The organism is Streptosporangium subroseum, assembly GCF_900188345.1.
GTDB classification, from domain to species: domain Bacteria; phylum Actinomycetota; class Actinomycetes; order Streptosporangiales; family Streptosporangiaceae; genus Streptosporangium; species Streptosporangium subroseum.
On record NZ_FZOD01000026.1, the window covers coordinates 1 to 14,339 of the forward strand.

12 protein-coding genes and 1 riboswitch are annotated in these 14,339 nt (G+C 67.9%); of the genes, 8 read left to right on the forward strand and 4 right to left on the reverse strand.

Annotated elements, in window-relative coordinates:
* Positions 1–873 precede the first annotated feature (873 nt).
* The gene (locus CHC08_RS24370) at positions 874–1,275 is read right to left on the reverse strand and encodes an ArsR/SmtB family transcription factor (RefSeq protein ID WP_089209690.1); all 402 of its coding nucleotides are present in this window, start codon (positions 1,273–1,275) and stop codon (positions 874–876) included.
* A 66-nt stretch (positions 1,276–1,341) separates the two neighbouring features.
* Between CHC08_RS24370 and CHC08_RS24375 the strand changes: the two genes are divergently transcribed.
* Positions 1,342–3,321 (forward strand): heavy metal translocating P-type ATPase, encoded by a 1,980-nt coding sequence (locus CHC08_RS24375; RefSeq protein ID WP_089209691.1) that lies wholly within the window; start codon positions 1,342–1,344, stop codon positions 3,319–3,321.
* Positions 3,322–3,784: 463 nt separating this feature from the next.
* On the opposite strand, the gene CHC08_RS24380 is transcribed toward CHC08_RS24375, so the two are convergent.
* Entirely contained in the window at positions 3,785–4,294 is a 510-nt protein-coding gene (locus CHC08_RS24380; RefSeq protein ID WP_089209692.1) for a hypothetical protein, read from the reverse strand.
* 186 nt (positions 4,295–4,480) lie between these two features.
* Positions 4,481–5,044 (reverse strand): hypothetical protein, encoded by a 564-nt coding sequence (locus tag CHC08_RS24385; RefSeq protein WP_089209693.1) that lies wholly within the window; start codon positions 5,042–5,044, stop codon positions 4,481–4,483.
* 317 nt (positions 5,045–5,361) lie between these two features.
* Here CHC08_RS24385 and CHC08_RS24390 point away from each other — a divergent pair, with 317 nt between their 5' ends.
* From CHC08_RS24390 to CHC08_RS24405, 4 genes are all read left to right on the forward strand, one after another.
* A complete protein-coding gene (locus tag CHC08_RS24390) occupies positions 5,362–6,720 on the forward strand; it encodes a TrpB-like pyridoxal phosphate-dependent enzyme (protein ID WP_089209694.1) in 1,359 nt (452 codons plus the stop codon).
* Between the two features lie 161 nt (positions 6,721–6,881).
* Positions 6,882–8,468 carry a phytoene desaturase family protein gene (locus CHC08_RS24395; RefSeq protein ID WP_089209695.1) on the forward strand — a complete coding sequence of 529 codons (1,587 nt, stop codon included), beginning with the start codon at positions 6,882–6,884 and terminating at the stop codon, positions 8,466–8,468.
* A 44-nt stretch (positions 8,469–8,512) separates the two neighbouring features.
* Positions 8,513–10,207, forward strand: a complete 1,695-nt coding sequence (locus tag CHC08_RS24400) for an ATP-binding SpoIIE family protein phosphatase (RefSeq protein ID WP_245878530.1) — start codon at positions 8,513–8,515, stop codon at positions 10,205–10,207.
* Between the two features lie 280 nt (positions 10,208–10,487).
* A complete protein-coding gene (locus CHC08_RS24405; protein WP_089209774.1) occupies positions 10,488–11,075 on the forward strand; it encodes a TIGR03086 family metal-binding protein in 588 nt (195 codons plus the stop codon).
* A gap of 158 nt (positions 11,076–11,233) precedes the next feature.
* Here CHC08_RS24405 and CHC08_RS52970 read toward each other — a convergent pair whose 3' ends face one another.
* Entirely contained in the window at positions 11,234–11,308 is a 75-nt protein-coding gene (locus CHC08_RS52970) for a 50S ribosomal protein bL37 (protein WP_370879562.1), read from the reverse strand.
* Between the two features lie 263 nt (positions 11,309–11,571).
* Between CHC08_RS52970 and CHC08_RS24410 the strand changes: the two genes are divergently transcribed.
* The 3 genes from CHC08_RS24410 to galT all read left to right on the forward strand — a co-directional run bounded on the left by CHC08_RS24410 (position 11,572) and on the right by galT (position 14,127).
* Entirely contained in the window at positions 11,572–12,168 is a 597-nt protein-coding gene (locus CHC08_RS24410) for an HD domain-containing protein (RefSeq protein ID WP_218825448.1), read from the forward strand.
* 82 nt (positions 12,169–12,250) lie between these two features.
* Entirely contained in the window at positions 12,251–13,051 is an 801-nt protein-coding gene (locus tag CHC08_RS24415; RefSeq protein ID WP_089209696.1) for a DeoR/GlpR family DNA-binding transcription regulator, read from the forward strand.
* Entirely contained in the window at positions 13,048–14,127 is a 1,080-nt protein-coding gene (gene galT, locus CHC08_RS24420) for a galactose-1-phosphate uridylyltransferase (RefSeq protein WP_089209697.1), read from the forward strand. The genes CHC08_RS24415 and galT overlap by 4 nt, the downstream gene beginning before the upstream one ends.
* Positions 14,128–14,199: 72 nt before the next feature.
* A riboswitch (cyclic di-AMP (ydaO/yuaA leader) is annotated at positions 14,200–14,335 on the forward strand.
* Positions 14,336–14,339 lie beyond the last annotated feature (4 nt).

Consider the following 14,339-nt stretch of genomic DNA (forward strand, 5'->3'; position numbering starts at 1 on the left):
TCGCAACCTGAAGGATCACGCGATGGCCGTCCTCATTTCACGACGCCACGCCATCTAGCTGGGGAAACTCATACACCACGTCCGTGGACGCAACCAGCGCCTCAGCGATCACCTTGTCTCGGTCCTGACTGGCGTGCTGCTAGATCAACGCTGCCCGCGCCAAGGCGTGCCCCATCCGAGTCATCAGCTCCTTGAGGCTTGCCCCGTTCGCCGTCGCCAGGGTGTTGCCGACGTGCCGAAGATCATGGAAGTGGAGATCTGGAAGTCTCACATCAGCCTGTACCTTCCGCCAGACCCGGCGGAAGCTGGAACGCCTCAGCGACGCGCCTTTGGGACCAACGAAGACTCGCCCGTTCTCCCCCGGCTCGGCGAACGTGTCGAGATGCGCTCGCAGCTCCGGAATGATCTCGCCAGGGAGGGCCGCCACCCGCCGGCCAGCCCGCGACTTGGGGGTCTCGTTCTGAAGCGTCCCGCCATCAAGGGGCGGCGGCGCTGCGCGCCGACGCCCGGCCCTGCGCCTGCTGACGCGCGCCGGGCATGCGGCCTGGGGACCGGTCCCAGCACGCGGGCAGGACTCCGGGCCGCCGCCGTACTCAGCACGCGCCGCCCGGACTCCAGCCGCCGGCCCCTGGTCGCGCCGCCGCCCCAATGCAGCACGACGATCGCCACGGGGTGATGGGTCACCGCGGATTGCCGGGGGCGATCGCAGGGCTGGGACTTCGTTCCTCAGCCCAGCCCACCGAATCAGTGCGGAATCTGCCGTTGCCGAAACATGTGATCCCAGTCGACCTCGATGCTCCGGAGATGACGAAGCGGTCAGAGCGCGATCCGCATCGGGTGAAACCAGATATTCGACGTGCGGGTGCTTGATCGTCAGGAGGCGTTTGTTGCAGGGTGAGCAGCGCTGACAGCGGGCTCGTCGATGGCGGCGGAGCCGGGCGAGGGGTGCGGATCGTCACGGTCAAGGTGATCGGCGTGGAACAGGCCTTGGGTCAGCAGGCGGCGCACGTGTTCATCGGCGGCGGTGTAGTAGATGAAGTTGCCTTCCCGGCGGCCTTTGACCAGCCCGGCTAGGCGGAGTTTGGCCAGGTGCTGACTGACCGCGGTGGGGGCGGCATCAGCGAGTTCGGCCAGGCAGGCGACGTTGGATTCGCCCTGCAGCAGCGCCCAGAGGATTTTGATGCGGGTGGGGTCGGACAGCAGCCGAAACGACTCGGCGGCCAGGTGCACCTGTTCCTCGTTCGGCATGTCGAAGTCCGGCAGCGACGTATGCATACCCCCAGCATACTCCGCGATCTTCCTATTTGCGTACCTGCGTGAGTGCGCATATACGATGGCACGATGACAGCAGAGCTGAAAACCGTCCCCGCCCGTGACGTCGGGGCCGCCGCTCAGGGCCGCGCCACCTCGTCGTGGCGGTCCGGGATCTGGTCGTTGCCGGAAGTGCGCTGGGCGGCGGCAGCAACCGCTTTGTTCGCCGCCGGCGGCATCTGCCAGCTCGCCGGGGCGCCGTCATGGCTGTGGTGGAGCCTGTACCTGGCGTGTTATGTGGCCGGCGGCTGGGAGCCCGGCTTGGCCGGCCTCAAGGCGCTGCGTGAGCGGACGCTGGATGTGGACCTGCTGATGGTGGTCGCGGCGATCGGCGCCGCGGCGATCGGGCAGGTCTTCGACGGCGCGTTGCTGATCGTCATCTTCGCCACCTCCGGCGCATTGGAGGCGCTGGCCACCAAACGCACCGAGGACTCGGTACGCGGCCTGCTGGACCTGGCGCCCGAGCAGGCGACCCGGCTGAGCGACGACGACGAGGAAGAGGTCGTCGATGCGGCCGCGCTTCAGGTCGGCGAGATGATCCTGGTACGGCCCGGGGAACGGATCGGCGCCGATGGCCAGGTGCTGTCCGGGGCCAGCGCCGTCGACCAGGCGTCCATCACCGGTGAGAGTTTGCCGGTGGACAAATACGCCGGGGATGAGGTGTTCGCCGGCACGCTGAACGGCACCGGCGTGCTGCGGGTGCGGGTGATGAGGCCGGCGGCCGAGACGGTGATCGCCCGGATTGTGGCCATGGTCGCCCAGGCCAGCGCGACCAAGGCGCGCACCCAGTTGTTCATCGAGAAGGTCGAGCAGCGCTACTCCGTCGTCATGGTCGCCGCCACCCTCGCGGTGTTCGCATTGCCGCTGCTGTGGGGGGCTGCGGTGCAAGACAGTCTGCTCCGCGCGATGACCTTCATGATCGTGGCTTCGCCGTGCGCGGTGGTGTTGGCCACCATGCCGCCGCTGCTGGCCGCCATCGCCACCGCCGGACGGCATGGCGTGCTGGTCAAGTCGGCCGTGGTGATGGAACAGCTCGCCACTGTCACGGCGGTGGCCTTCGACAAGACCGGCACGCTGACCGAGGGCCGCCCGCACCTGACCGGCGTGCACGTCCTGCCCGGCGTCGACCTCACCTGTGACCGGCTGCTGGCTTTGGCCGCTGCGGTCGAGCATGCCTCCGAACATCCGCTGGGCCGCGCCGTGGTCCAAGCCGCCCGCGAGGCCGGGCTGGCACTGGCACCCGCGCGAGACTTCACCTCCGCGCCTGGGCAAGGCGTGCGGGCGCACGTCGAGGGCCGCTTGGTCGAGGTCGCCAGTCCTGCTCACCTGATCGGTGATACCGGCACCGGCGGTATCGCCCAGCTGGTCGCCGACCTTCAAGGCGGCGGGCATACCGCGGTGGTGGTACGCGTGGACGGCGTCCCGGCCGGGGTGCTCGCCCTAGCCGACCGGATGCGATCAGGCGCTGCCGAGACGGTGACTCATCTGAGGGCGTTGACCGGGGCCGCGCCGGTGCTGCTGACCGGCGACAACGCACGAGCCGCCGGGTACCTGGCCGTGCAGGCTGGCATCAGCGAGGTCCGCGCGGATCTGCTTCCGGCCGACAAGGTGACGGCGGTGCACGAGCTGCAGGGCCAGGGGGGACGGTTGGCGTTGGTCGGCGACGGTGTCAACGACGCCCCCGCATTGGCCAGTGCGCATGTCGGTATCGCGATGGGGCGCGCCGGATCCGATCTGGCTCTGGATACCGCCGATGCGGTCATCACCCGCGACGAGCTGGCCACCGTACCGGCTGTGATCGCCCTGGCCCGTCGGGCTCACCGCCTGGTAGTGGCCAATCTGATCATCGCCGCCACCTTCATCGCCGTCCTGGTGGCCTGGGACCTGCTCGGTGACCTACCGCTTCCGCTGGGCGTGGCCGGGCACGAGGGCTCCACCATCATTGTTGGCCTCAACGGGCTACGACTGCTGCGCAACGCCGCCTGGCGACGCGCCACCACCGAAAGGTGACCTGGCTATGGCCACAACCTCAGGCGGCCGGGATGGTCCTGATAAGGGAGCGGTCGTGAAGGTCAGGCCGTGCCCGTTGCGTGCCCGTTAGCAGGGTGACCAAGGGTGAATCAGGGGGACTCACGGGGAGAGTAAGACCAGCTCTGACCTGGAGTGCAGCAGATCACGGAGTTACGCGCCGCAATCTTCCAAATTGGCTACGCGGGTTCGATTCCCGTCGTCCGATCCAAAATGACAAAAGGCCAGGTCACCCCACCTCTGGGGTGACCTGGCCTTTTGGTTTTCGTCTAACTTCTCTCTGCTTTCGCGCCCGTTATATGCCTAATGAGTTTTTCTTGGACTCGGCGTGTGAGGCCGGGAATTCCTCCCCGTACAAGTCTGCGATCATCCGCTCACCCTCCGGCGGAACCCGCCGACGAGTCGGTGACCTTCCCGTGAGCGGTCCCCGGCGGGAGAGCGGTGATCACGCGGGGAAGTCCTTCGGGTTGACGCCGCTCGTGCTGGCGTTGCCGCCCCGGACGACGTTCAGGGTCAGCGTCCAGATGGTCGACTGGGTCGTGGTCGTGGTGTACGACAGCAGCCTGTCGAAGCGCCTGTAGACGGCGCTCCGGCCGAACTTGCCCTTGGAGGTGCTGAACCTGTAACCGCTGGTGTAGTAGATGCGGTAGGTGCCGTCCCTGACATCGTTGACGGTTGCCGTCGACCTTGCCCTGACGAAGACACTGATCGCCTTGCTCTTGCCGCGGACGAGGGTGACGACCGCGTCCCTGGTGGTGCCGTTCTTGACCTTGAGAGCACCCTGCCCACCGCTGATGCGGTCGTAGAGGATCTTGCCGTTGGCGGGACGCGCGGCCGCCTCGGTCCAGGAGACTGCGGAGGACTCCTGGGTCGTGGCGCCGGCCGGACTGGAGGCGAAACCAGTCAGGAGAACGGATGCGAGGATCGCTCCCGCGAGGGGACGTAGAGAAACCATTTCGCAAATATGGCGAACCATCCGTTAAACCGTCAACGGATAATGCATCCGCGGAAAATTGTCCGAACGCCGTTCCCCACGCGAAAACGAAAGCGGCGCCTCGGGGAGACACCGGCCAAACGGCGCGCCACCTCGTGTGGGCCGACCGGGAAGAATCCCTGCGGGTCCCGGATGGCTCGGAGGCCGCTAAGCGGAACCGCTGCACACTTCCGTCGACAGAGCGGTCTGCCAAGGCTCGGCGGCCCGCTTCCCCTCGGGATCCGAACCGAGTGCCCGGAGGGCGGCGTAGACGGTCGTCTGGACGCCGGAGACCTCCACGAGAACAGGAATCGGCCACTCTCCCTTCGGAACGGCCGCGCAATCGATGATCTTGTACTTCAGGCTGAAGCCGAGACTTTGCCCGGGTTGGAGCACCTGGGAGTCCTGCTTCCCGGGGGACAGCAACTCCAGCCCCGGCCCACTCCGGCCGATCCCCACGATCGTCACGGACTCCTGGCTTCTGCTCTTCATGTCCAGGTTGACGGTGAACTGCCGGAACGATGCGTCCGGGCCCTCGACGGATTCGGTGGAGGTCCCCGTCATCTCCAGGTTGAAGCCGGGAGACGCAGGCAGGTCCGGCGACGAGTGCGCGGAAGCGGCAGCGGCAGCGGCGTGGGCCGACGGCGCCAGGCCGCACGCCGACACGAGCACCAGGGCAGAGGCGACACCGTACGACCTGAGACGCCGATTACCACTCGCTACCTGAGTCATACCGGTGACATTCACCCATATAGCCACAAAACAACCTCACGCCACGACCAGACCATCCCCAATATTTCTCGATAAATCTCTCTAAACGGACCCGTTGAAGCACGGGGGCGGCGGACCACCGCGGACGTGGCGGCCACACCGCGCGGAACCACCCGCATTCCGCGCACCGTTAAATCACCCAAATCATCTGAATTGCCCATATAAGCACCAAGGACGGCGGTGCGGCGGCCTCCGCCACGATCGGGAGGAAAGCACAAACGGCGGACTACACCGGGTGACGGGACCGACACTGAGTGAATCCAACCCAGGAGGCACCCATGAGCGAAGCCGTCCGAGTCCTGCTCGACGAGTCCCGGATCCCCCGCAACTGGTACAACATCGTGGCCGACCTACCGGCCCCGCCTCCACCGCCGCTGCATCCGGACACGTTGCAGCCGGTCGGCCCGGACGATCTCGCACCGCTGTTCCCGATGGAGCTGATCGCCCAGGAGGCCGGCTCCGAACGCTTCGTCGCGATCCCGCAGAGTGTCCGCGACGTCTACCGTCTCTGGCGACCGACTCCGCTGATCCGCGCCCGCAGGCTCGAACGCGATCTCGGCACCCCCGCGAAGATCTACTACAAGTACGAAGGCGGTTCCCCCTCGGGCTCGCACAAACCGAACACCGCCGTCCCCCAGGCCTACTACAACGCGCGGGAGGGGATCAGGCGGCTGACCACGGAGACCGGAGCGGGCCAGTGGGGCTCGGCGCTGGCGTTCGCCTGCGCGCAGTACGGCATCGAGTGCGAGATCTGGATGGTCCGCGCCTCCTACGACCAGAAACCGCACCGCAGAAGCCTGATGCGGATGTACGGCGCGACCGTGCACGCGAGCCCGTCCCCGGTGACCGCGGCGGGCAGCCGGATCCTGGCCGACCATCCGGACTCACCGGGCAGCCTCGGCATCGCGATCAGCGAGGCCGTCGAGGTGGCGGGGGCGGACCCGGAGGTCCGCTACGCGCTGGGCAGCGTGCTGAACCACGTTCTGCTCCACCAGACGGTGATCGGCGAGGAGGCGCTCGAGCAGATGGCCGCGTTCGGCGAGGTGCCGGATCTGATCGTGGGCTGCGCGGGCGGGGGGTCCAATTTCGCCGGGCTGACCTTCCCCTTCCTCCGCGAGAAGCTGGCCGGGCGGATGAATCCGGTGATCCGGGCCATCGAGCCCGAGGCCTGCCCGTCACTCACCCGGGGCACCTACGCCTACGATTTCGGCGATGCCGCCGGGCTCACCCCGTTGCTGAAGATGCACACGCTGGGCCACGACTTCGTACCCGATCCGATCCACGCGGGCGGTCTGCGCTACCACGGCATGTCGCCCCTGCTCTCACACGTGTACGAGCTGGGCCTGTTCGAGGCGGCAGCCAGGGGCCAGACCGAGTGTTTCGAGGCGGGGCTGCGCTTCGCCAGGACCGAGGGGATCATCCCGGCGCCCGAGCCGGCCCACGCGCTGGCCGAGGTCGTCGCCGAGGCGCTTCGGTGCAAGGAGACGGGCGAGCCCAAGGTGCTGCTGACCGCGCTGTGCGGGCACGGGCACTTCGACATGAACGCCTACGACCGCTATCTCTCCGGGGAGATGGAAGATCTCTCGCTTCCCCAGGAGCAGATCGACACGGCGCTGGCCGGGCTCCCCACCCTGTGATCGCCCACCCCACCACCTCCGTGACCAAAATGCTCCGCTGTGTGACCGATAAGCCCCGCTAGATCCAGAAATATCCAGTAATCTCGCCCAAACAAGGAGAGCAAAACTAGATCATTCTTTACAATCCTCCCTAAAAGCAGTCAAAGTGGCCTGGAGGGAACGTGACGGAGTTCGACGGCGTCATCGTGGGCGGAGGCCACAACGGGCTTACGTGCGCCGCCTACCTCGCCAAGGCGGGCTTATCCGTCGCGGTTGTGGAGCGAAACGACGAGGCCGGGGGTGGATGCACCACCCAGGAGCTGACCCTCCCCGGCTTCCGGCACAACACCCACAGCAGCTATCACTTCCTGGAGGAGGGCCCGGTCCCCGGCGACCTGGAACTCCAGCGGTACGGCCTGCAGTACGTCTACCCCGAGACCCAGCACGCCACGATCTTCAGGGACGGCCGCGCGATCACGGTCTACACCGACCCCAAGCGCACCGCCGAGTCCCTGGCCCGGTTCTCCAAGGCCGACGCCGACCGGTGGCTGGAGCTGTACGAGCGCTACGCCGAGGCGGCCAGGGGCCTGATGAACGGCTTCCTCTACTCCAGGCCGCTGCCGCCGCCCGTGCTCGCCGAGCAGATCAAGGGCGATCTCGGCCGCGACCTGATGAGCTACATGCCTCTGTCGCTGTACGAGGCCGTGGACAGAAACTTCGAGAGCGAGCAGGTCAGGGTCCTGTTCAAGTCCTTCCTGCACGCGATCTCCATCGAGAACGTGCCCGGCACCGGCGGTTTCTTCCCCCGGCTGCTCTCCCGCATCACGCGCCTCGGCGTGCCCGTGGGCGGGGCGGGAAACGTGGCGAGCGCGCTGCGCGCCGTCATCGAGGAGCACGGCGGCACGGTGGTCACCGGAGCACACGTCGAACGGATCCTCGTCGACGACGGCCGGGCCACCGGGGTCAGCCTGGCCACCGGTGAGGTCCTCAGCGCGCGGCGGTTCGTGGCCAGCTCGGTGGACGCCCCCCAGACGGTCCGGCTGGCCGGCCCGGAGAACTTCGGCGCCGAGATCACGAACAAGATCGAGAACTATAAATGGGCCGGGCACAGCCTGGTCACCCTCCACCTGGCGCTCCAGGAACCCCCGCGCTACACGGCGGCCGAGTTCGAGCCCGATGTGGACCGGGCCTTCCTGGTCGTGCTCGGCGCCGACGACAGCGAGCAGCTCGGCCGTACCTTCGACCAGATCCACGAGGGACGCTTACCCGACCGGCTCGCGGGCAACGGCGCGTGCCCGTCGCTGTTCGACCCCTCATACGCGCCGGACGGCAAGCACGTGGCGTTCTGGTGGCCCTGGGCGCCGTACGACCTCGACGGGGACGCGGCCAACTGGGACCGCAGGAGCGAGGAGGTGGGAGAGCGGCTGCTCGCCGAGTGGACCGAGTACGCCCCCAACCTCGGCGGAGGCGCCGTTCTCGGCAAGCGGGTCTTCTCCCCTCTCGACATCGAGCGCCACTGCGTCAACATGGTGCGCGGCAGTCACCACGTCGGCGCGTACGAGCCCTCGCAGCTGGGCGGTAACCGGCCGGTCCCCGAGATGGGCCAGTACCGGACCCCGATCGACGGCCTCTACCTCTGTGGCGCCAGCAGCCACCCCGGCGGCTCGGTCTCCGCGGCCCCCGGGTACAACGGAGCGAATGCCATCGCCGAAGACCTCGAACTGGACACCTGGTGGACCCCGGTGCCCGCACCCCGGTGGAGCGAGTGAAGTCACGTTTCGTCACTAAGGACCCAGCGACGCCAGGCTTTCGAATGAGCAGCCCCGCTTCACTGCACGAGCAGCTCTCCATGCTCAACGCGGCGAGCAAACGAATCGGCAGCACCCTGGACATGTTCGAGACCGGCAGGGAGCTGATGGATCTCGCCGTACCGCGTTTCGCGGACGCGGCGGGCATCCTGGTGCAGGACCGGCTGGTGACCGAGGGTGAGTTCCCCCAGCGCAGCACCGACGGCACCGCGCCGGTACGGAGGATCGCGGTGGGCGTGTCCGACCCCGCGCCCGGTGTGTACGCCAACGCGTTCCCGGTGGACGAGGTCGCCGTCTACGAGGCGTGGACGCCCTACGCCCGATGCATGGCCAGCGGCAACCCCATCCTGTACCCCCGCCTGGGCCGCCGGACGGCCGAGGAGATCGGGCGGTTCTGGAAGCGCGACTCGGTCTCCAGCGTGCTGGAGGACAGCTCCTTCCTGGTGGTCCCGCTGAAGGCGCGCGGCCAGGTGCTCGGCTTTGTCATCTTCACCCGCAGACCCGACAGTTACCCCTTCGACGAGCAGGACGTGAACCTCGCCGAGGAACTGGCGGCCAGGACCGGGGTCTGCATCGACAACGCCAGGCTCTACAGCCGCGAGCGCCGTACCGCGCTGACCCTGCAGAGCAGCCTGCTCCCCATAGACCTCTACCAGCCGCTGGGCCTGACGATCGCCTCCCGCTACCTGCCCGCGAGTGATCTGGTGGGGGTGGGCGGCGACTGGTACGACGTGATCCCGCTGCCCGGATGCCGGGTCGCCCTCGTGGTCGGCGACGTCATGGGGCACGGCATCAGGGCCGCCGCCACGATGGGCCAGCTCCGTACGGCCGCGCGCACGCTGGCCAGCATGGACCTGAGCCCGGCCGACGTGCTGTTCCGGCTCAACCGGATGAGCCAGGACCTGGACGCCAGTCAGATCGCGACGTGCGTGTACGCCACCTACGACCCGGTGACGCAGCTCTGCGAGATAGCGTGCGCGGGGCATGTGCCGCCGATCCTGGTACGGCCGGGCGGCGAGACCGAGCTGCTTGAGCTGCCTCCCGGGCTTCCCCTCGGCATCGGCAACGAACCGGCCGAGATGCGCAGGTTCACGCTCCCCCACGGCAGCGTGCTGGCCTTCTACACCGACGGGCTGGTGGAGAGCCGTGACCGGGACATCGACGAGGGCATCAGCGCGCTGCGCGGCCTGCTCTCCGGCCAGGACCAGGACCTGGAAGAGGTCTGCGACCTGACGATCAGTGCCCAGCGTCCGGGACACGAGCGTGACGACATCGCCCTCATGCTGGCGAGGGTGTGCGAGCTCACCGAGAACGAGGTGGTGGAGCTGACCCTCCCCTCCGAGCCCATCTCCGCCTCGAAGGCCCGCCGCTTCGTCCGCAGCACTCTCACCGGCTGGGGATTGTCCTCGATCGCCGACAATACGGAGCTCATGGTCAGCGAACTGGTCGCCAACGCGATCGAGCACGGCCACGGCCCGGTCGAGTTGCGTCTGCTGCGCGGTCCCACGCTGCTCTGCGAGGTGTCCGACTACTCCCCCGCGGTGCCGGTCATGCGCGAGGCGGCCGCCGACGACGACACCGGCCGCGGGATCTATCTCATCAACTGGCTCGCCCACCGCTGGGGCTCCCGCCTGACCCCGAAGGGCAAAATCGTCTGGGTGGAGCTGAAGTTGCCGTGGAGCTCTCCCCAGCTGGGGTGAGGGTGCATTCCTCCCGTGACCGGAATCGGTCACGGGGCCGGAAACAGGCCGGTGGCCACGGCGGCGGTCAGAGGGCAAAGGTCGCTTTGCGCATGTGGTGAATTTTCACGAAATATCATGGCCGATCGCTGACGGTGAAATAACCACGGGATGAACCCATATGACCGGGTAGAGCGGGAGCCTCAATCGGTAGGGCATCGGCCTATCCGTCATGCCTCACAGGCGCGATGACTACTGGCGATCCGCGAGTTACGGTCGAGATAAGACTCGGGAGGGCATGATGACCATCGACATACGTGAGGCCTACCGCCGCGCGCTGGACGACTTCGGCGCTCTCGTTCATCGGATCGAGCCCGACCAGTGGCAGACCCGGACTCCATGCGTCGACTGGGACGTTCGCGCCCTGGTCAACCACGTGGTGAGGGAGAATCTGGGGGCGCCCGAGCTGCTCGCCGGACGGTCCGCCGCGGAGATCGGTGACATCTTCGACGGCGACCTGCTCGGCGACGACCCGATCAAGGCGTTCGACGCCTCGGCCATGGGCGCCGTCCAGGCGGCGAGTAGCGATCACTCCCTGACCTGTGTCACCCGCCTGTCGTTCGGTGACGTGTCCGGCGCGGAGTACATCGCCGAACTGTTCGCCGACGCCCTCATCCACACCTGGGACCTGGCCCGCGCCATCGGCGCCGACGAACGGCTCGACCCCGAGCTGGTAGAGGCCTGCACGGCCTGGTTCGCCGACGCGGAGAACGACTACCGTCAGGCCGGGGTCATAGGGAAACCGCAGTCGGTGCCCTCCGGCACCGACCCGCAGACCCGGCTCCTGGCCTCCTGGGGCCGCGTGGCCAGACCGTGTCCCTCGGCGTGACCCTGGACCGTCCCCGGCCACGCCTCTCCGGCGAGCGTCACTGACCGCGCCTCTCCGGCAGGCGCCGGTCCGCGGACGCCCCGGCTTACGACGGCTCGGTACCGTGCCGCGGCCCCGGCGTTCCCGACCGTCTCTTCGGATGCCCTCGGCGGGTCTCCCTAGCCGGCCGGCCGCTTGCCGTGATTGGCCTTGCGCTTCCTGCGTGCCCGGCTCTTGCGTGATCGCCTGCCCATCCCGACCACCCTCTTCCTCACGTTCTCCAGGATCCCGGTTCTCCCGGGGTCCGATGACGCGAGTCCCTTTCACGGGGCCTCATCCTCACGTTCCTCCTGGGACGCGTGCCGTACAAGACCTGAGAGACAATCCGTCCCGCCGGTCCCGATCACCGTGATCGGGACCGGTGCGATCGAGGCAGGACACATGATCGGAGTCCCGCCGCCCACAGGTCGGACGGGCATGATCCCGGTCATGGTTTGGGCGGCTTATGCTCCCTCGCATGAGCGCAGAGCTGATGGACCGCTGGCGGTCCCTGACCGGACCCGACGCCGAGCCCCTCGGCCGGAAACTGATCACCCGTTACAACGAGCCGCACCGCAGGTATCACACGACCGCCCACCTGGAGGCCGTACTCGCCCACGTCGACACCCTTGCCGGACACGCGGAGAACCCGGATCTCGTACGGCTGGCGGCCTGGTTCCACGACGCCGTCTACGACCCGCGGCGTGGCGACAACGAGGAGCTCAGCGCCACGCTGGCCGAACGCGCGCTGCCCGAGCTGGGACTGCCCGCCGGAGCGGTGGCCACGGTCGCCCGGCTGGTCAGGCTCACCGTCACGCATGATCCGGCCCCCGAGGACGCGGACGGGGCCGTACTGTGCGACGCCGACCTGGCGATCCTGGCCGCCCCACCCGGGATCTACGCCACTTACGCGGCGGCCGTGCGCGAGGAATACTCCTTCGTACCGGACGACGCCTTCAGGGTCGGCAGGGCCGCCGTGCTGCGCTCGCTGCTCGACCTTCCGGCGATCTTCCGTATCGCCGATCTGGAGGCGGCCGCGCGGGCCAACATCCACGCGGAACTTGAGCAACTGTGAGTGGATAATCACCACGATCAAACATAGCTGCCGCATTTATCTGTGATAATTTGGTGGAATCTGGTGGATTAAGGAGTGGTCGATGCTTGCCCAGCAGCGGCAGCAGGCAATTCTGGAGCGAGTGCGGAGCAGTGGCGGGGTGAGGGTCGCCGATCTGGTGCGGGAGCTCAGCGTCTCCGACATGACGATCCGGCGGGACCTGGAGGTGCTCGCCGAGCGCGGGCTGGTGGAGAAGGTCCACGGCGGCGCCACCGTGGCCGGACCCGGCTCGACCGAGGAGCCCGGGTTCGCCGCCAAGTCGGTGCGTCAGCAACCGGAGAAGGAGGCGATCGCCCAGCAGGCCGCGCAGCTCGTCCGGCCCGGCACGGCCATCGCGCTCTCCGCCGGGACCACGACCTGGACGCTGGCCCACTTCGTGGCCGACGTGCCCGAGCTGACGGTGATCACCAATTCGATCAGGATCGCCGACGTCTTCCACCGTTCCCCCCGGGCGGACCGCACGGTCGTGCTGACCGGCGGGGTGCGCACTCCCTCCGATGCGCTGGTCGGGCCGGTCGCCGTGTCGGCGATCCGCAGGCTCCACGTCGACACCCTGTTCCTCGGCGTGCACGGGATGAGCGTCCGCGCCGGTTTCACCACGCCCAACCTGCTGGAGGCGGAGACGAACCGCGAGCTGGTCGCCGCCGCACACCGCCTGGTGGTTCTCGCCGACCACACCAAATGGGGCACGGTCGGGATCAGCACGATCGCCGATCTGGCCGAGGCCCACGTGGTGATCACCGACTCGGGCCTGTCCGACGAGGCCCGCGAGGAGTTCACCTCGCGAGTGGGCGAGCTGATCATCACCAATTCCCAGCCGGAGAGCGAGAGCTTGAGCCGATGAAGCGCACGATCACCCACCTGGCCGACGGGCGGGAGCTGTTCTATTTCGACCGGCAGGACGACGCGGACCGCAGCGCGGTCGACAAGCGTGACCTGCCGCCCCGCCCGCCGGCCTCCGAGCTGCGCTACGACCCGCTCACCGAGGAGTGGATCGCGGTGGCCGGCCACCGTCAGGGCCGCACCTTCCTCCCCCCGACCAGCGAGTGCCCGCTCTGCCCGTCCACTCCCGGCCACCTCACCGAGATCCCCTCGTCCTCCTACGACGTGGCCGTCTTCGAGAACCGGTTCCCCTCCTTCTCCGCCCAGCCGGTCGAATACGAGCAGGTCGGCGGGCTGAGCGAGGTCCGCCCGGGGACCGGACGCTGCGAGGTGGTCTGCTTCACCTCCGACCACGACTCCTCCTTCTCCGCGCTCTCCCCCGAGCAGGTCGAGCTGGTCATGGAGGCCTGGATCGACCGTACGGCGGAGCTGTCGGCGCTGCCGGGCGTGGAGCAGGTGTTCTGCTTCGAGAACCGGGGACCGGAGATCGGCATCACCCTGGCGCACCCGCACGGCCAGATCTACGCCTACCCCTACGTGACCCCGCGCACCAAGCTGACCCTCGGCGCGGCCGAGCGCCATCGGGAGCGGACCGGAGGCAACCTGTTCGCCGACGTGCTCGCCGCGGAGCGGGAGGCCGGGACCCGGGTGGTCGCGTCGAACGAGCACTGGACGGCCTTCGTCCCGGCCGCGGCGCGCTGGCCCGTTGAGGTCCACCTCTACCCGCATCGCCAGGTCCCCGACCTGCTCGCGCTGGAATCCTCCGAGCGCGCGGCCTTCGGCCCGCTCTACACGGAGGTGCTCCGCCGGCTGGACGGGCTGTTCGGCGTGCCCATGCCGTACATCGCGGCCTGGCACCAGGCGCCCGTCAACGTCGGCCGTGACCTGTCGTACGCGCACCTTGAACTGTTCAGCATCCGCCGGGCACCGGACAAGCTGAAATATCTCGCCGGGTCGGAGTCCGCAATGGGTGCATTTGTGAACGATGTCCTGCCCGAGAACACGGCGAGGCTCCTGCGCTCCGTTATCACAGATTGATCACTGCTTGGCATCAGGATGGAGTCGCGTGACCATTACTTTGCCACTACTATCCTTCCAACATCAGCTGTAACAGCTGATATGCCCAATCCCGGGCGCCTTGCCCGGGAGCCGGGGAACCACCGAACCTGGGGTGAACCACTTAGGTGGAAGGGCTTCCTCCAGCCCGAACCCGTCAGCTAACCCGGTCGGCGTAAGGAGAAGAGGAGGGT